Below are 16,140 nucleotides of genomic sequence, written 5' to 3' on the forward strand. Positions count from 1 at the left end.
TCGGGGGCGGTACAGGGTTGCCCGTTCCGGGAAAAGTGATATCACTTAGCTAGACCGACGTTAGTTGTTCCACTGAACGGGGGACCACCCATGTCCGACATACCCGAGATGCCCGCCCCGCGAGTGCGCGAGTTCCAGGCCCACAGCATCGGCGGCGGGCTCGCGCTGCTGCTCGGCCTGCTCGGGCTCGGTGCCGCCGCCGCGCTCTTCGGGACCGCCGGGGCCGTCTCCGCGGCCGGCGTCCGGGGCGGGCTCATCGCCGCCGGTGCCGTCGTACTGCTCGCCGCCCTCATCGCGATGCGCGGCCTGAACACGGTCGCGCCGGGCGAGGCCCGGGTCGTCCAGCTCTTCGGGCGCTACCGGGGCACGATCCGGCAGGACGGCCTGCGCTGGGTGAACCCCTTCACCTCCCGGACCCGGATCTCCACCCGGGTGCGCAACCACGAGACCGCCGTACTGAAGGTCAACGACGCCTACGGCAACCCCATCGAGCTGGCCGCGGTCGTGGTGTGGAAGGTGCGCGACACCGCCCAGGCCACCTTCGAGGTGGACGACTTCGCCGAGTTCGTCGCCACCCAGACCGAGACGGCCGTGCGGCATATCGCCATCGAGTACCCCTACGACGCCCACGACGAGGACGGCCTCTCGCTGCGCGGCAACGCCGAGGAGATCACCGAGAAGCTGGCCGGCGAACTCCAGGCGCGCGTGGAGACGGCCGGAGTGGAGATCGTCGAGTCGCGGTTCACCCATCTCGCGTACGCACCCGAGATCGCCTCGGCGATGCTCCAGCGGCAGCAGGCGGGCGCGGTCGTCGCGGCCCGGCGGCAGATCGTCGACGGCGCCGTGGGCATGGTGGAGGCGGCGCTGGACCGGATATCGGAGGCGGACATCGTGGAGCTGGACGAGGAGCGGAAGGCGGCGATGGTGTCGAACCTGATGGTGGTGCTGTGCGGGGACCGGGCGCCGCAGCCGGTCTTGAACACGGGAACCCTCTACCAGTGACGGACTCCCCCAAGCCACCGAGGGACCGGCCGCGGCAGCGCAAGCAGGTGCTGCTGCGGCTGGACCCGGCGGTGTACGAGGCGCTGGCCCGGTGGGCCGGGGACGAACTGCGGTCGGCGAACGCGCAGATCGAGTTCCTGCTGCGGCGCGCCCTCGCGGAGGCGGGGCGGCTGCCGGGGGACGCGGGCCCGCTGCCCCGCCGGGGCCGGCCGCCCGGCGACTCCGACCCCCGCACCCCACCGGCCTGAGCCGGGCTTCCCACCGAGGGGCCCGGCTGTCGTCGTACCCGGGGTTTCCCACTGTTACGAAACCCTGACAATGGCGTCCCACCTGCGCCGTCGCCCTGCTGCGGACCCACAGTGCACGGGGTGTATACATCGCAGGTATACACGCTGTGTAGAGTGCCGCCATGTCCATCGGTCACACCCTCCTCGGACTCCTGGAGTCCGGCCCGCGCCACGGCTACGACCTCAAGCGCGCCTTCGACGAGAAGTTCGGTCACGACCGGCCGCTGCACTACGGCCAGGTCTACTCCACGATGTCCCGGCTGCTGAAGAACGGTCTCGTGGAGGTCGACGGCATCGAGGCCGGCGGTGGCCCCGAGCGCAAGCGGTACGCCATCACCGACGCCGGCATCACCGACGTCGAACGCTGGCTCGCCACCCCGGAGAAGCCGGAGGAGTACCTCCAGTCGACCCTCTACACCAAGGTCGTCCTCGCCCTCCTCACCCACCGCGACGCCGCCGACGTCCTCGACACGCAGCGGTCCGAGCACCTGCGCAGCATGCGCATCCTCACCGACCGCAAGCGCAAGGGCGACCTCGCCGACCAGCTGATCTGCGACCACGCCCTGTTCCACCTGGAGGCCGACCTGCGCTGGCTGGAACTCACCGCCGCGCGCCTCGACAAGCTCCGTGCGGCGGTGACCCGGTGACCCCTCCGCCCGGCTCCCTGCTCGCCGCCGAGAACCTGCGCAAGACCTTCGGCCCCACGGTCGCCCTCGACGGCGCCGCCTTCTCCATCCATCCCGGCGAGGTCGTCGCCGTGATGGGCCCCTCCGGCTCCGGAAAGTCGACGCTGCTGCACTGCCTGGCCGGCATCGTGCCGCCGGACTCCGGCTCGATCACCTACGACGGCCGGGAACTGGCCGGGCTGAGCGACAGCGAGCGCAGCGCGCTGCGCCGCAGCGACTTCGGGTTCGTCTTCCAGTTCGGCCAGCTCGTCCCGGAGCTGACCTGCGTGGAGAACGTGGCCCTGCCGCTGAGGCTGAACGGCCGCCCCCGCAAGGAGGCCGAGCGGGCCGCGCTCACCTGGATGGAGCGCCTGGAGGTGGACGACCTCAAGGGCAAGCGGCCCGGCGAGGTCTCCGGCGGCCAGGGCCAGCGGGTCGCGGTGGCGCGGGCGCTGGTCACCGGGCCCCGGGTGGTGTTCGCCGACGAGCCGACCGGCGCGCTCGACTCCCTCAACGGCGAACGGGTGATGGAGCTGCTGACCGACGCGGCCCGCTCCACCAACGCGGCCGTGGTCCTCGTCACCCACGAGGCCCGGGTGGCCGCCTACTCCGACCGGGAGATCGTCGTACGCGACGGCAGGTCCCGGGACATGGAGCGCGCCATATGAACCTCCGGCAGTGGTCCAGGGACCTGGGCATGGGCGTCCGGTTCGCCGTCACCGGCGGGCGCGAGGGCTGGGTCCGGATGGTGCTGACGGCGGTCGGCGTCGGCCTGGGCGTGGCACTGCTGCTGCTGACGACCGCGGTGCCGAACGTCCTGACGGCACGGCACCAGCGCGAAGAGGCCCGCCTGGACCTCACCTACAGCGCGGCCGTGCCGTCGAAGGGCGAGAACACCGTGCTGGTCGGCATGGCCGACACCAGGTGGCACGACAAGGACGTCCGGGGCCGCTTCCTGCAACCCGAGGGCCCGCGGGCGCCGCTGCCGCCGGGCGTGGACCGCTTCCCCGCGCCGGGCGAGATGGTGGTCTCCCCCGCGCTGAAGAAGCTGCTCGCCTCCGACGAGGGCAGGCTGCTGCGGGAACGGCTGACGGAGCGGATCACCGGCACGATCGGCGAGCCCGGGCTGATCGGCTCGCACGAACTGGCCTACTACGCGGGCGCCGACCGTCTGGTGGTCAAGGAGGACAGCGCGAACGTGGTGCGGCTGACCGCGTTCGGGGACCGGCACCCGACAGCCGAACGGGCCGACCCGGTGCTCATCATGATGACGCTGGTGGTGTTCGTCGCCCTGCTCACGCCGGTCGCCGTGTTCATCGCCGCGGCCGTGCGCTTCGGCGGCGAGCGGCGCGACCGCCGGCTGGCCGCGCTGCGGCTGGTCGGCTCCGACCGCCGGATGACCCGCCGGATCGCGGCGGGCGAGGCGCTGGCCGGAGCGCTGCTCGGCCTCGCCGTCGGTACGGTGTTCTTCCTGCTCGGACGGCAGGCGGCGGGCTCGGTGGAGGTGCTGGGCGTGAGCATCTTCCCCAGTTATCTGAACCCCTCCCCCGCGCTGGTCGCCCTGGTCGCGGTGGCGGTTCCGGCCGCCGCGGTGGGGGTGACACTGTTCGCGATGCGTGGGGTGGCCGTCGAACCGCTCGGCGTGGTGCGCACGGCCAAGCAGGCCCGGCGGCGCCTGTGGTGGCGGCTGCTGCTGCCCCTGATGGGCCTCGCGCTGCTGTACCCGATGATCGGCAAGGGCCGGTCCAACGGCGACTTCAACCAATACCTTGTCGTCGGTGGCGTGTTGCTGCTCCTGGTCGGCGTCACCGCACTGCTGCCCTGGCTGGTGGAGGCGGTCGTGGCCCGGCTCGGCACGGGCCCGGTCTCCTGGCAGCTGGCCGTACGCCGGCTCCAGCTGAGCAGCGGCACGGCGGCCCGCATGGTCAACGGCATCGCCGTGGCGGTGGCCGGGGCGATCGCGCTGCAGATGCTGTTCGCCGGTGTGGAAGGGCAGTACACCCGGGACACCGGCAAGGATCCGCAGCGGGCGTCGGTGGAGATCAACCTCTCGGACGGGTCCGCGCTGCCCGAGGCCGCCCGCGAGTTCCCCCGGACCAAGGGCGTACAGGCGGCGGTGGCGATCTCCTCCGGCTCGATGGGCGACCGGCGCCGCGACCCCGGCAGCACGGTCGGCCTCACCGTCGGCAGCTGCGCCGCGCTGCGCGAACTGGCCAAGCTGCCGTCCTGCCGGGACGGTGACGTGTTCGTCGTCCCGGACGCGCGCGACGAGCCCGACGACCTCGCCCTGACCCGGCCGGGCCGGCACGGCTTCATCGACGCCACCTATTCGGACGGCGTGCGCGGGCGCGAGATCCCCTGGACGGTACCGGCCGGAGTGCGCCAGGTCAGCGCGCGCAAGGACGCGCTCCAGTCGTACGTCAACGGCCTGCTGGTCACCCCGTCCGCGCTGCCGGCCGCGGCCGCGCCGACGCTGTACCACCAGGTCTATGCCCGCCTGGACCTGTCGGTACCGGAAGCGGACCAGTACGTGCGCAACACGGCGGCCCGGGTGGACCGGCTCTCGTCCGTCTGGCACTGGGCGGCGACCACCCAGTCCCGCAAGTACGCCTCCCTGCGCACCGGCCTGTTCCTCGGCGCGGTCTGCGTGCTGGCGCTGATCGGGGCCAGCCTGCTGGTCTCCCAGCTGGAGCAGTTGCGCGAGCGGCGCAAGCTGCTGTCGTCGCTGGTCGCGTTCGGCACCCGGCGCCGCACGCTGGGGCTGTCGGTGCTGTGGCAGACGGCGGTACCGGTCGCGCTCGGCCTGCTGCTGGCCTCGACGGTGGGCCTGGCCCTGGGCTCGGTGCTGCTGAGGATGACGGCCACGGCGGTGTCCGTGGACTGGGCGAGCGTGCTGTCGATGGCCGGCGCCGGGGCGGGCGTGGTCCTGGTGGTCACCTTGCTCAGCCTGCCGCCGCTGCTGCGCATGATGCGGCCTGAGGGGCTGCGTACGGAGTAGGCGGCGCTCCGCGCCCGAAGGGGCGCGGGGAACCGCGCGCCCAGCCACCCACCGGCCCGCGGCCGCGCGCCTCGCACGACCGCCCTCCCCGGAGCGCTAGTCGGCGGCGTCCAGCACGCGTACCGGCAAAGCCCGCAGCGCGCCTCGCAGCGCCGCCGCCAGCTCCTCGTACTCCGCGGCGCGGGCCGCGCCCGCGCGCATGGCGAAGGCGACCCGGCGGCTCGGGGCGGGGTCGGCGAAGTAACCGGTGAGCAGCTGGCTGCTGCGGGAGGTCTCCAGCTTCAGCGCGGTGCGCGGCAGCAGCGTGCAGCCGAGGCCGCCCGCCACCAGCTGGACCAGCGTGGACAGTCCGGCGGCCGTGGTGGTGACCGGGGCGTCCTCGCGGCCCGCCTCCCGGCAGATGTCGAGGGCCTGGTCGCGCAGGCAGTGGCCCTCGTCCAGGAGCAGCAGGTGCAGCTCCTTCAGCGCCTCGCGGGGTATGCCCTCCCGGCCGCCGAGCCAGTGGTCGAGCGGGGTGACGAGCACGAAGTCCTCGTCGAACAGCGGGAGTTCGAGCACACCTGGGACGCCGAGCGGCACCGCGAGCAGCAGCAGGTCCAGCCGCCCGGAGTGCAGGCCGTCGAGCAGGCTGGCGGTCTGCTCCTCGTGCACCTGGAGGTCGAGCAGCGGGTAGCGCTCGTGCACCAGCCGGAGCACGGCCGGCAGCAGATACGGCGCGACGGTCGGGATCACCCCGAGACGCAGCGCGCCCGTGAACGGCGCCCGGACCGCCTCGGCCTCCTCCAGCAGCGCGCCCACCTCGTCCAGCACGGCCCTGGCCCGCACCGCCAGCCGCTCCCCCGCGGACGAGAGCAGTACCTTGCGCGTCGTACGCTCAAGGAGGGTCACGCCGAGGGTCTCCTCCAGCGCGGAGACGGCGCCGGACAGCGCGGGCTGGCTCATGCCGATGGCCGCCGCCGCGTCCCGGAAGTGCAGATGCTCGGCCACGGCGACGAACGCCCGCAGCTGCGACAGGGTCGGCTGCCGTCGCTTCCCGTTGCCCACGGTCACTGATAACCGCCTCCAATCAACACGACCGAGTGTAGCTATTTCCCTAATCAATGCACCCTGTGCCACCATCGACAGAGTCCAACCCCTGGGAAACATCCCAAAAGGGAAGTTTCTTCGCTGCAAGGAGAGCCTGTGCTCACTGTCGGTGACAAGTTCCCCGAGTTCGATCTGACCGCCTGCGTCTCGCTGGAGAAGGGCAAGGAGTTCGAGCAGATCAACCACAAGTCCTACGAGGGCAAGTGGCTCGTGGTCTTCGCCTGGCCCAAGGACTTCACCTTCGTGTGCCCGACCGAGATCGCCGCGTTCGGGAAGCTGAACGACGAGTTCGCCGACCGCGACGCCCAGATCCTCGGCTTCTCCGGTGACTCCGAGTTCGTCCACCACGCCTGGCGCAAGGACCACCCGGACCTGACCGACCTGCCGTTCCCGATGATGGCGGACCCCAAGCACGAGCTGATGCGCGACCTCGGCATCGAGGGCGAGGACGGCTACGCCCAGCGCGCCGTGTTCGTCGTCGACCCGAACCACGAGATCCAGTTCACGATGGTCACCGCCGGTTCCGTGGGCCGCAACCCCAAGGAGGTCCTGCGGGTGCTGGACGCCCTGCAGACCGACGAGCTGTGCCCGTGCAACTGGTCCAAGGGCGACGAGACCCTCGACCCGGTCGCGCTGCTGGCTGGTGAGTGATCCGTGTCGATCGACTCCCTGAAGTCCCGTATCCCGGACTACGCCAAGGACCTGAAGCTCAACCTGGGCTCGGTCATCGGCAACTCGGAGCTGCCGGCGCAGCAGCTGTGGGGCACGGTGCTGGCGACCGCGATCGCCTCCCGCTCCCCGATCGTGCTGCGTGAGCTGGAGCCGGAGGCGAAGGCGAACCTGTCGCCGGAGGCGTACCAGGCCGCCAAGTCGGCCGCCGCCATCATGGCGATGAACAACGTCTTCTACCGCACCCGGCACCTGCTGTCCGACCACGAGTACGGCACCCTGCGCGCGGGCCTGCGGATGAACGTCATCGGCAACCCGGGCGTGGACAAGGTCGACTTCGAGCTGTGGTCGTTCGCGGTCTCCGCGATCAACGGCTGTGGCATGTGCCTGGACTCGCACGAGCAGGTGCTGCGCAAGGCCGGCGTGGAGCGCGACACCATCCAGGAGGCGTTCAAGATCGCCTCCGTGGTGCAGGCGATCGGCGTCACCGTTGAGGCCGAGGCCGTCCTGGCCGAGTAGGACCCCTGTCGAAGACCCCGCTCACCCCTGGTGGGCGGGGTCTTCGTCGTCCCCGGCGTCCTTGGCGCTCTTGTCCTCGACGGCGCTCTTGTCCTCGACGCCCTCGACGCCCTTGGCACCCTTGGCACCCTTGTCCCCCGCGGGCCCGGGATCCTCGCCGACGGTTTTCCGGGGACCCTCGCCGGGGGGCGGAGCGCCTTCCTCCGCCCCGGTGGCCTCGTCCTCCCCGTCCGCACCGGACTGCTGCTGCGCGTACGTCCGCAAGTAGCCCACCACCGTGTTCGTCACCGCGACCAGCGGTACCGCCACCACGGCGCCGCCGATGCCGGCCACCATGCCGCCGGCCGCCACGGTCAGGACCACCGCCAGCGGATGCACCCGGACCGCGCGGCCGAGGATGAACGGCTGGAGCACATGGCCCTCGATCTGCTGCACCGCGAGCACCACCACCAGCGTCATCAAGGCCGTGAACACACCCTGGGTGACCAGGGCGACGATCACCGCGAGCGCGCCGGAGGCGACCGCGCCGACCAGCGGGATGAAGGAGAACAGGAAGATGAACACGGCCAGCGGGACGGCCATCGGCACGTCCAGGAAGTAGATGCCGATGCCGATGAAGATCGCGTCGATGAGGGCGACCAGCACCGTGCCGCGCACATAGGCGGTCAGGGTGCGCCAGGCCCGCGGGCCGGCCCCGGCCACGCCCGGGCGGGCGGCGGCGGGCACCAGTTTCAGGAACCACTCCCAGATGCGCTTGCCGTCGTAGAGCAGGAAGAGCGTCGAGAAGAACACCAGCAGTATGCCGGTGAGGGCCTCCACGATGACCTGGACGCCCTCCAGGCCCGCGGACGTTATCTGGTCGGCGTTGGCGCCGATCGCCTCGCGGAGGTTCTTGGCGATCTGGTTGATCTGCTTGTCGGTGACGTGGAAGGGGCTCTTCAGCAGCCAGTTGCGCAGGTCGTCGATGCCGGACTGGATCTGGTTGGAGAGCGTGTCGATGTTCTCCATGACCTGCCAGGTCACGAACCAGCCCATGAGGCCGATCACCACGAACCCGCTGATGGCGGTGAGCGCGGTGGCCGGGCCGCGCGGCACCCCGCGCCGGGTGAGCCGGGCGACCGTCGGCTGGAGCAGCGCGGTGACCAGCAGGGCGATGACGAACGCGAAGACCACCAGCTGGACCGCGCTGATGACCCGCATCAGCACCCACAGGGTGCCGGCCAGCACCAGCAGCCGCCAGCCCGCCTCGGCGGCGACCCGGACACCCCAGGGCACGGCCTCGGCGGGGTCCGGCCGGCGGCCGGACGCGGTCCGGCGAACGGGCGGCGCGGCGCGGCGGGCGGGCGGGTCCGCCGGCTCGGCGGCGGACACCTCGGCCGCCGGGTCGGGACCGGGCTCGTCCGCCTCCTTCTCCACCTCCGCGCGGCGCTCGTCCAGCCGCTCGCTCATCTCGGCCAGACCACGTCCGATCCGGCCCAGCCACCGTGGCACTCGCGCCATGCTCCGTCCTCTTCCCCCGCGTCCCCGGGTGCTCGCCACCACTCCCCCGTGGAGTCGTCCGCGTACGACCGTACAGGGCGAAAGCCCCTCCCCTGGGGACGGGGAAGGGCTTCGCGAGGTCGAGCCGGGGCCGGGTGGGCCGACGGACGGCCTAGTACCAGTGGTTGCCCTGCCAGAACGTCCAGGCCTCGCAGGGGCTGCCGTACCGCTCGTTCATGTAGTTGAGGCCCCACTTGATCTGGGTCGCCGGGTTGGTCCGCCAGTCGGCACCGGCCGAGGCGTACTTGCCGGCGGGCAGGGCCTGGAAGAGACCGTAGGCACCGGAGGAGGCGTTGACCGCCTGGTAGTTCCAGCTGGACTCGTGGTCCACGATGTTGCTGAAGCACTGGAACTGGCCGCCGGGCACCATCTGGCGCGCCATCGCCTGGATCTGCGCCACGCTGTAGCTGCCCTGGACCGGGAAGCTGGAGGAGTCGCGGACGTCGGTCCCGCCGCGGCTGGCCGCGGCCTTGGCCTCCAGGCGCTCCTTGGCCTCCTTGGCGGCCTCGGCCGCCTTCTTCTCGGCGGCCGCCTTCTTCGCGATCGCGGTCTCGGCGGCTGCCTTGCGGGCCGCCTCCTCGGCGTCCTTCTTGGCGCTCACGTCCGCGGCGATGGCCTGTGCGTCGGCCTGCTGCGTCAGGGACGCGGTCTGGACCTGCGCCTGCTGACCCGCGGGTATGTCCGCGAGGAGCGTGGTGTCGGCTGCCGTCGCCTCGGCGGCGTCGTTGGTCTGCGCGGTGCTGCCCGAGGCAACGCCGACGACGCTTCCGACAGCGGTGACCGCGGTGGCCGAGGCCACTGCGAATCCCCGGACCGAAATCCGGCTCACACGGTTTCCTTCCAGCATCGCCCGCTTCGGTGACCCTGGCGGACGCGATCGTGCCCCTGGCACAGGCCTCCCAACTGCGGGGTCACGGGAGGCGCGGGCCCGGTGGGCAACTCCCCGACGGGGAGCGCCGCGTGGTGCGCGGGCGGCATACGACGACGCTATGGAGTTGATGGGGCCTACGGGGTGCCGTACCGCTGGGGGTACGGCTGTGTCGTATGCGGGGGCCTGACAGGAACGAGACTCTGCCGTAACCGGACGCCGTGTGGCAATTCTGTGTTGCGTGTGAAAGCTCACATCCCGTTTGGCCCAAAGGATTTCAGGAAAGTCCCACGCATGACGGCGCCGCCCGGCTAGGCTCGTGAACCTTTGCCGGACGGCGCCAAGTGGCGACAGGGCCGGATCAGATGTGGCCGTCCTCCAGCATCTCGGTCACCAGCGCGGCGATCTGGGACCTTTCGGACCGGGTCAGCGTGACGTGGGCGAAGAGCGGATGCCCCTTCAGCTTCTCCACCACGGCGACGACTCCGTCGTAGCGGCCCACTCTCAGGTTGTCCCGCTGGGCCACGTCATGGGTGAGGACCACCCGGGAGCCCGCGCCGATCCGGGACAGCACGGTCAGCAGGACGTTCTTCTCCAGCGACTGCGCCTCGTCCACGATCACGAACGCGTCGTGCAGCGAGCGGCCGCGGATATGGGTCAGCGGGAGCACCTCCAGCATCCCGCGCGCGGTGACCTCCTCGATGACCTCGCGGCTGGTGACCGCCGAGAGGGTGTCGAAGACGGCCTGCGCCCACGGGCTCATCTTCTCCGCCTCGGTGCCCGGCAGATAGCCCAGGTCCTGCCCGCCGACGGCGTACAGCGGCCGGAAGACCATCACCTTCTGGTGCTGACGGCGCTCCAGCACCGCCTCCAGGCCCGCGCACAGCGCCAGCGCCGACTTGCCGGTGCCGGCCCGGCCGCCCATCGAGACGATCCCGATGTCCGGGTCCAGCAGCAGGTCGAGGGCGATGCGCTGCTCGGCGCTGCGGCCCTTGATGCCGAACGCCTCCCGGTCGCCGCGCACCAGGCGGACGTTGCCCTCGGCGGTGACCCGGCCGAGCGCCTTGCCGCGCTCGGACTGGATGGTCAGGCCGGTGTGCACGGGCAGGTCGGCCGCCTCGGGGACGTACACGTGTCCTTCCTCGAAGAGGATGTCCACCTGTTCGCCGGGAAGGGTGAGTTCGGACATCCCGGTCCAGCCGGAGTTCTCCGTGATGGCGAGTTCGGCCCGGTACTCCTCGGCGAGGAGGCCCACGGAGGACGCCTTGATCCTCAGCGGCAGGTCCTTCGACACGACGGTGACGTCGTACCCCTCGGCCTGGAGGTTGCGGGCCACCGCGAGGATGCGGGAGTCGTTGTCGCCCAGCCGGTAGCCCGTGGGCAGCACGCTGGGGTCCGAGTGGTTCAACTCGACCCGGAGCGTTCCGCCGAGGTCCCCGGTCGGGATGGGGGCGTCGAGGCGGCCGTGCCGGACCCGGTAGTCGTCGAGCAGGCGCAGGGCCTGCCGGGCGAAGTAGCCGAGTTCGGGATGGTGCCGCTTGGCCTCCAACTCCGTGACCACCACGACCGGGAGCACGACCTCGTGCTCCTCGAAGCGGGTCAGGGCGTTGGGGTCGGCCAGCAGGACGCTGGTGTCGAGAACATACGTGCGCCGGTCGGGCTTGTGGCGCTTTGTGCTGGTCACCACGGAAGGACGTACCCCCTCGGATGTGGTCGGGGAGCGACGAGGAGTTGCTGGACCGGTGTCTGGCCCCCGCGCACGGCGGGCCGTGAACCGGCCCTCCGCGGCTGATTCCGTGCCGTGACCGCACGGTCGGGCTGGTGCAAAGGGCCTCCCGGGCGGACGGCCCCGAGCCGCCCGCTGAGAACCGACGCCCGTGGTTCGGGTGTCGACCTGTTGGGTTTATGCCCTCGAACACGCGCCGCCATGCAAATGCGGCCACCGGCGACCCGGTGAACTCCTTGTTACGTCCGCGCCAATCGGGGCGTACGACGACGCCCCGCCGCCGGGCGGCGACGGGGCGGTGCGGGCCGGTCAGCCGCCGTAACGGCGGTGACGTGCGGCGTAGTCGCGCAGGGCGCGCAGGAAGTCGACCTTCCGGAAGGCCGGCCAGAAGACCTCGCAGAAGTAGTACTCGGAGTGAGCGGTCTGCCAGAGCATGAATCCGGACAGCCGCTGTTCGCCGCTGGTGCGGATGACCAGGTCGGGGTCGGGCTGGTCGCCGGTGTAGAGGTGACGGCCGATCATGTCCACGTCGACGGACTCGGCGAGGTCCTCCATCGACACGCCCCTCTCCCGCGCCTCGTGCAGCATGGAGCGCACGGCGTCGGCGATCTCCTGCCGGCCGCCGTAGCCGATGGCCACGTTGACGAGTATGCCGTCGGTGTGACGGGTGGTCTCCTCGGCCTCTTTCAGCGTGCGCTGCATGCCGGCGGGCAGCAGGTCCATCGTGCCGACGTGGTGCACCCGCCAGCGGCCGTCGGCGGCGAGGGTGCGGACGACGTCCTCGATGATGCCGAGCAGGGGGACCAGTTCCTCCTGCGGGCGGTCGAAGTTGTCGGTGGACAGCAGCCACAGGGTGACCACCTCGACGTCGGTCTCGGAGCACCAGCCGAGGAATTCCTCGATCTTGTCGGCACCGGCCCGGTGCCCGTGCACGGTGCTGGAGCCGGACGCCTTCGCCCAGCGGCGGTTGCCGTCCATGATGACGCCGATGTGCTTGGGCACCTGAGCGTGATCCAGGTGACCTTCCACCCGGCGTGCGTAGAGCCTGACGAGCAGACCGCGCAGCTTGTCGCGCAGGTTCACGTGACCCTCCGGGGGTTGGGCGCGGGGGCAGGGGGGTGCCGGAGCCGTAGGGGGTGCCGGAGCCGTTGAGCCTACCGCTGCCGGAGGCCCGGTCCGGTCCGGGGTTTGGCCATGGGGCGGTGTCGTACGCCGCCGGGGCCGCGCCCCTTTCCGGGGGACGCCGGGCCGGGGTTGGGCGGTTCCGGAACCCCGCCGTCCTCCGCCATAAAAAACGGGCCGGTCCGTGGGGGGGAGACGGACCGGCCCGAGGGGGGGTTTCCACCATAACCCTTCGTAAGTGATGGTGGGTGCATCGGCACCCCACAACTACTCTCCGGAATCGCCCGGCGACTCGGGGGCGACCGCGGCGGACGTGTTTCAGGGGTGTTTGCGGGGCCTTTCACAGTGGAATCCCAGGAAAATCCGGTCGAATGCGAAGGAATTCGCAAGGATCAGGCCGTCTTGAGGGAAACACGGGGATGTCGTGTCGCGTCCCCCCGACGGGCGACCCCGCCGATGAAGGGCGGACTTGACCGTTCCGCTACGGCGTCCCGGCCGGGACCGGCATCCCGGCGGCGGCCCCGAGCGGCTGCACGGCACCGCGCGGCCCCCTCCACCGCGCGGTGCCGACCGCGCGGCTTTGCCTGCGCGAATTACCTTGGTCCGAACTTACGTGACAGGTGGGGCTCATGTGAACCCGGCGGGGTAAGAACGCGGAAACCCGGTGCCGTCGCCGCCACGGCACACGCATGTCTCACCGTTCCGGTTTGCGTACGTCGAACAGATGCCGGGCGCTGTGCGCGACGAACGGCCCTTCCTCCCGGATCCGCTCGTGCAGGGCCCGGAGCCGTGGCTCATAGGCCTCGACCGTGAAGCCCGGGACCATCCAGACGACCTTGCGCAGGAAGTGGACGACGGCGGCGATGTCGTAGAACTCCATCCGCAGCCGCTCCGCCCGCAGACCGGCCACCTCCAGCCCCGCCGCCTCGGCGTCGGCCCGCTCCCGCCCGGGGTCGCGGGCGCGGCGCGCCTCCTGCGGTAGCGGTCCGAGGAAGTACTCGACCAGCTCGAAGACGCTGGCGGGCCCCACGTGCTGGGCGAAATACGTCCCGCCGGGCCGCAGCACCCGGGCGATCTCCGCCCAGTGCGGGCGCACCGGGTGCCGGCTGAGCACCAGGTCGAACGCCTCGTCGGCGAAGGGCAGCGGCGCGTCGTCCGGGGCGGCGACCACGACGGCGCCGCGGGGCCGCAGCAGGCGGGTGGCCTTCGCCACGTTCGGCGGCCAGCCCTCGGTCGCCGCCACCAGCAGCGGCCGGGCCGGCTCGGCCCGGCCGAGCGCGAAGTCCAGCACCTCCCCGCCACCGGTCTGGATGTCCAGCGCGGCCTCGGCCGCCGCCAGCCGCTCCCCCGCCGACCGGGCGTACCCCCACGACGGCCGTGCCTCGTGGGCCCGCCCCTCGAACCACGAGAAGTCCCACCCCTCGGTGGGCACGGCGGCGCCTTCGGCCACGAGATCCTCGAAGGAGCGGTCGGCAGTCATACGGCCATGGTCCCAGGGGGCCCGCGCGGGTGCCCGCGGATTTCCGTGCCGGGCGGCCTCGGCGGTCGGGCGGGCCCGCCGTCCGGGAATCCGGGCGGACGTGTCGCCGCGGTGCGCGCCGCCGGCCATCGGGCCCGCACCGCGGTGATCGTTCCCGGGCGGTCAGCGGATCAGGGGTGCGACCTGCTCCGCCGCGAAGCGGATGAAACCCTCCGGGTCGGGTTCGTCGGCCGTCGGCTGGAGGACGACCGTGTCCGCGCCTGCCTCGGCCAGGCGCCGTACCGCCTCGGCCACCGTGCCCGCGTCCCCGGCGACGCCCGGGCCGGGCACCGCCGCCAGGCCCTCGGCGGCGAGTTCGGCGCGCAGCCGGGACTCGGCGTCGGCACCCGTGGCGGTCAGGAGGTAGACGACGATCCGGTGCGGGCCGGTGCGGCCGGCCGCCCGCCGCCCCTCCTCGATCAGTTCTCGGGCCCGCCGTACGCCGTCCGCCGACGTGGCGGAGGTGAGGAGGGTGCCGTCGGCCTTCTCGCCGGAGAGCCGGAGCGTACGGGGCCCGGTGGCGCCCGCGAGGACGTCGACCGGGCGCTGCGGCGGCCAGTCGAGGGCCACGTCGTCCAGCCGGACGTACCGCCCGCTGACGCTCAGCCGCTCCCCGCGCAGCAGGGCGCGCAGGGCGTCGAGGTGTTCGCCGAGGAGGCCGAGCGGCGAGGCGGCCCGGGCGCCGACCTGGCCCATCCAGTCCTGCACTCCGTGCCCCACGGTCAAAACGGCCCGGCCGGGGAACATGCGCTCCAGCGAGGCCGCCTCCATCGCGGTGACGGCCACGTTCCGCAGCGGCACGGGCAGCAGCCCGATGCCGACCCGCACCCGTTCGGTCCAGGCGAGCGCGGCGGCGGCCGTGGACACGCCGCCCTCCAGGAAGCAGTCCTCCCACAGCCACAGTTCGTCGAGTCCCGACTCGTCCGCGACGCGGGCGACGGCCCTGAGTCGCTCGGGCGGGAGCTGGGGGCGGAACACGGCACCGAGTCCTGTCATAGCGCCCTTCCTAGTGGGGAGGACGGGAAAGGACAACACATTTACGGACGCGGCGGGTTGGCGCGCGGAAGGGGAGGGCGGGGCATGGGGCGCTGGCGGGACGGGCGGGGGCGGCTGACCGTGCGGACGGACACCGGGGAGGTGCCGGCCGCCTCCGTGCCGCTGGAGATCGCGGCCTCCTACCGGGCCCGCACCAAGGGCCTGCTGGGCAGGGACGCGGTGGACGGGGCGCTGCTGCTGTCACCGGCGAGCGGGGTGCACACGTTCGGGATGCGGATCCCGATCGACGTGGCCTACCTGGACCGCCGCCTCACCGTCATCGCCGTGCGCACGATGCCCCCGGGCCGCCTGGGCCTGCCGCGCCCGCGCGCCCGGCACGTGCTGGAGGCGGCGGCCGGGGCGATGGCGGGGTGGGGGGTACGGGCGGGCGTACGGGTCGAAGTGGAGACAGAGGCGGAGGCAGAGGCAGAGGCAGAGGTCGAGACGGAGGGGTGACCGGTGGCCGTCGGGCGGGTCACCGGTCGGTGCGGGGGAAGGACACCTCGACCCGGCGGTTCTTCTTGCGGCCGGCCTCGGTGGCGTTGTCGGCGATCGGGTACTGCTCGCCGTAACCGCGGACGTCGAAGGTGACGGACGGGGTGTTCAGGTGCTGGTCCAGCACGGCCTGTACGGCGTTGGCGCGTCGCTTGGACAGGGCGACGCCGTGGGTGGTGGTGCCGAGGCTGTCGGTGAAGCCGAAGACACGGACCCGGGTGGCGTGCTGCTTCCTGATCTCCTCGGCGATGCCGGCGATGCGGGTTCTGGCCTCCTCGCCGACACTGGCGCTGTCCTTGCCGAACAGCACCTCGGCCTGGAGGGCGAAGGTCACGTCGGCGTTGGTGTCCTCGCGCCGTTCCTCCCCGCTCTGCTCCTCCACGACCAGCTTGATGTCCAGCACCTTGGCCTCGGCGAGCGTGGCGCCCTCGGGGATCTTCAGGTCGGGGTCGGTGGGGTCGACGTCGACGGGGGCGGTGGCGGAGGGTTCGGTCAGGGGCGGTTCACCGGGGCCGGTGCCGTCGGCGGCGGCCGGGACGGCGGGCAGGTTCAGGGCGCACAGCAGCAGGGCGCCGGCGAGGGCGAGACGGGGTGTGGTGGTCATGTGCGC

General features: G+C 72.0%; 16 protein-coding genes. 8 read left to right on the forward strand and 8 right to left on the reverse strand.

Annotation, left to right across the window (positions count from 1 at the left end; genetic code table 11):
* Window positions 1-90: 90 nt before the first annotated feature.
* From ABD350_RS14320 to ABD350_RS14340, 5 genes are all read left to right on the forward strand, one after another.
* Complete coding sequence (locus tag ABD350_RS14320) at window positions 91-1,002, forward strand: SPFH domain-containing protein (protein ID WP_344348406.1); 912 nt, start codon at window positions 91-93, stop codon at window positions 1,000-1,002.
* The gene (locus ABD350_RS14325) at window positions 999-1,250 is read left to right on the forward strand and encodes a type II toxin-antitoxin system antitoxin (protein WP_344348407.1); all 252 of its coding nucleotides are present in this window, start codon (window positions 999-1,001) and stop codon (window positions 1,248-1,250) included. The genes ABD350_RS14320 and ABD350_RS14325 overlap by 4 nt, the downstream gene beginning before the upstream one ends.
* A gap of 161 nt (window positions 1,251-1,411) precedes the next feature.
* Window positions 1,412-1,936 carry a PadR family transcriptional regulator gene (locus tag ABD350_RS14330; protein ID WP_344348408.1) on the forward strand — a complete coding sequence of 175 codons (525 nt, stop codon included), beginning with the start codon at window positions 1,412-1,414 and terminating at the stop codon, window positions 1,934-1,936.
* Window positions 1,933-2,622, forward strand: a complete 690-nt coding sequence (locus tag ABD350_RS14335; protein ID WP_344348409.1) for an ABC transporter ATP-binding protein — start codon at window positions 1,933-1,935, stop codon at window positions 2,620-2,622. The genes ABD350_RS14330 and ABD350_RS14335 overlap by 4 nt, the downstream gene beginning before the upstream one ends.
* Window positions 2,619-4,952, forward strand: coding sequence for an ABC transporter permease (locus ABD350_RS14340; protein WP_344348410.1), 2,334 nt, complete (start codon window positions 2,619-2,621; stop codon window positions 4,950-4,952). The genes ABD350_RS14335 and ABD350_RS14340 overlap by 4 nt, the downstream gene beginning before the upstream one ends.
* Before the next feature lie 96 nt (window positions 4,953-5,048).
* Here the strand turns inward: ABD350_RS14340 and ABD350_RS14345 are convergent, their stop codons facing one another.
* A complete protein-coding gene (locus ABD350_RS14345) occupies window positions 5,049-6,002 on the reverse strand; it encodes a LysR substrate-binding domain-containing protein (protein ID WP_382466698.1) in 954 nt (317 codons plus the stop codon).
* Between the two features lie 132 nt (window positions 6,003-6,134).
* Here ABD350_RS14345 and ABD350_RS14350 point away from each other — a divergent pair, with 132 nt between their 5' ends.
* Together ABD350_RS14350 and ABD350_RS14355 are read left to right on the forward strand one after the other, a co-directional pair.
* Entirely contained in the window at window positions 6,135-6,689 is a 555-nt protein-coding gene (locus ABD350_RS14350) for a peroxiredoxin (RefSeq protein ID WP_030778760.1), read from the forward strand.
* A 3-nt stretch (window positions 6,690-6,692) separates the two neighbouring features.
* Window positions 6,693-7,226, forward strand: coding sequence for an alkyl hydroperoxide reductase (locus ABD350_RS14355; RefSeq protein WP_344348411.1), 534 nt, complete (start codon window positions 6,693-6,695; stop codon window positions 7,224-7,226).
* A 21-nt stretch (window positions 7,227-7,247) separates the two neighbouring features.
* Here the strand turns inward: ABD350_RS14355 and ABD350_RS14360 are convergent, their stop codons facing one another.
* The 6 genes from ABD350_RS14360 to ABD350_RS14385 all read right to left on the reverse strand — a co-directional run bounded on the left by ABD350_RS14360 (window position 7,248) and on the right by ABD350_RS14385 (window position 14,996).
* Entirely contained in the window at window positions 7,248-8,726 is a 1,479-nt protein-coding gene (locus ABD350_RS14360) for an AI-2E family transporter (protein ID WP_344348412.1), read from the reverse strand.
* 151 nt (window positions 8,727-8,877) lie between these two features.
* Window positions 8,878-9,594 (reverse strand): aggregation-promoting factor C-terminal-like domain-containing protein, encoded by a 717-nt coding sequence (locus tag ABD350_RS14365; RefSeq protein ID WP_465270410.1) that lies wholly within the window; start codon window positions 9,592-9,594, stop codon window positions 8,878-8,880.
* 400 nt (window positions 9,595-9,994) lie between these two features.
* The gene (gene phoH2, locus ABD350_RS14370) at window positions 9,995-11,320 is read right to left on the reverse strand and encodes an RNA 5'-3' helicase PhoH2 (RefSeq protein WP_344348414.1); all 1,326 of its coding nucleotides are present in this window, start codon (window positions 11,318-11,320) and stop codon (window positions 9,995-9,997) included.
* Between the two features lie 348 nt (window positions 11,321-11,668).
* Window positions 11,669-12,442: an isoprenyl transferase gene (locus ABD350_RS14375; RefSeq protein WP_344348415.1), complete on the reverse strand. Its 774-nt coding sequence runs from the start codon at window positions 12,440-12,442 to the stop codon at window positions 11,669-11,671.
* 733 nt (window positions 12,443-13,175) lie between these two features.
* Complete coding sequence (locus ABD350_RS14380; RefSeq protein ID WP_344348416.1) at window positions 13,176-13,961, reverse strand: class I SAM-dependent methyltransferase; 786 nt, start codon at window positions 13,959-13,961, stop codon at window positions 13,176-13,178.
* Between the two features lie 162 nt (window positions 13,962-14,123).
* Window positions 14,124-14,996: an LLM class flavin-dependent oxidoreductase gene (locus ABD350_RS14385; RefSeq protein WP_382466699.1), complete on the reverse strand. Its 873-nt coding sequence runs from the start codon at window positions 14,994-14,996 to the stop codon at window positions 14,124-14,126.
* An 84-nt stretch (window positions 14,997-15,080) separates the two neighbouring features.
* Between ABD350_RS14385 and ABD350_RS14390 the strand changes: the two genes are divergently transcribed.
* Window positions 15,081-15,491, forward strand: a complete 411-nt coding sequence (locus tag ABD350_RS14390; protein ID WP_344348418.1) for a DUF192 domain-containing protein — start codon at window positions 15,081-15,083, stop codon at window positions 15,489-15,491.
* Between the two features lie 19 nt (window positions 15,492-15,510).
* Here the strand turns inward: ABD350_RS14390 and ABD350_RS14395 are convergent, their stop codons facing one another.
* On the reverse strand, window positions 15,511-16,134 hold the full coding sequence (locus ABD350_RS14395; protein WP_344348419.1) for an OmpA family protein: 624 nt from the start codon (window positions 16,132-16,134) through the stop codon (window positions 15,511-15,513).
* Window positions 16,135-16,140: the final 6 nt, after the last annotated feature.

The organism is Streptomyces nogalater (genome assembly GCF_039532885.1).
In the GTDB taxonomy this organism is placed as follows: domain Bacteria; phylum Actinomycetota; class Actinomycetes; order Streptomycetales; family Streptomycetaceae; genus Streptomyces; species Streptomyces nogalater.

Bases quoted from the DNA above. Each gene is read 5' to 3' on its own strand.
- ABD350_RS14390 (WP_344348418.1), top strand. From the start codon at position 15,081: ATGGGGCGCTGGCGGGACGGGCGGGGGCGGCTGACCGTGCGGACGGAC.
- ABD350_RS14340 (WP_344348410.1), top strand. From the start codon at position 2,619: ATGAACCTCCGGCAGTGGTCCAGGGACCTGGGCATGGGCGTCCGGTTC.
- ABD350_RS14395 (WP_344348419.1), bottom strand. From the start codon at position 16,134: ATGACCACCACACCCCGTCTCGCCCTCGCCGGCGCCCTGCTGCTGTGC.
- ABD350_RS14320 (WP_344348406.1), top strand. From the start codon at position 91: ATGTCCGACATACCCGAGATGCCCGCCCCGCGAGTGCGCGAGTTCCAG.
- ABD350_RS14380 (WP_344348416.1), bottom strand. From the start codon at position 13,961: ATGACTGCCGACCGCTCCTTCGAGGATCTCGTGGCCGAAGGCGCCGCC.
- ABD350_RS14360 (WP_344348412.1), bottom strand. From the start codon at position 8,726: ATGGCGCGAGTGCCACGGTGGCTGGGCCGGATCGGACGTGGTCTGGCC.
- ABD350_RS14385 (WP_382466699.1), bottom strand. From the start codon at position 14,996: ATGACAGGACTCGGTGCCGTGTTCCGCCCCCAGCTCCCGCCCGAGCGA.
- ABD350_RS14330 (WP_344348408.1), top strand. From the start codon at position 1,412: ATGTCCATCGGTCACACCCTCCTCGGACTCCTGGAGTCCGGCCCGCGC.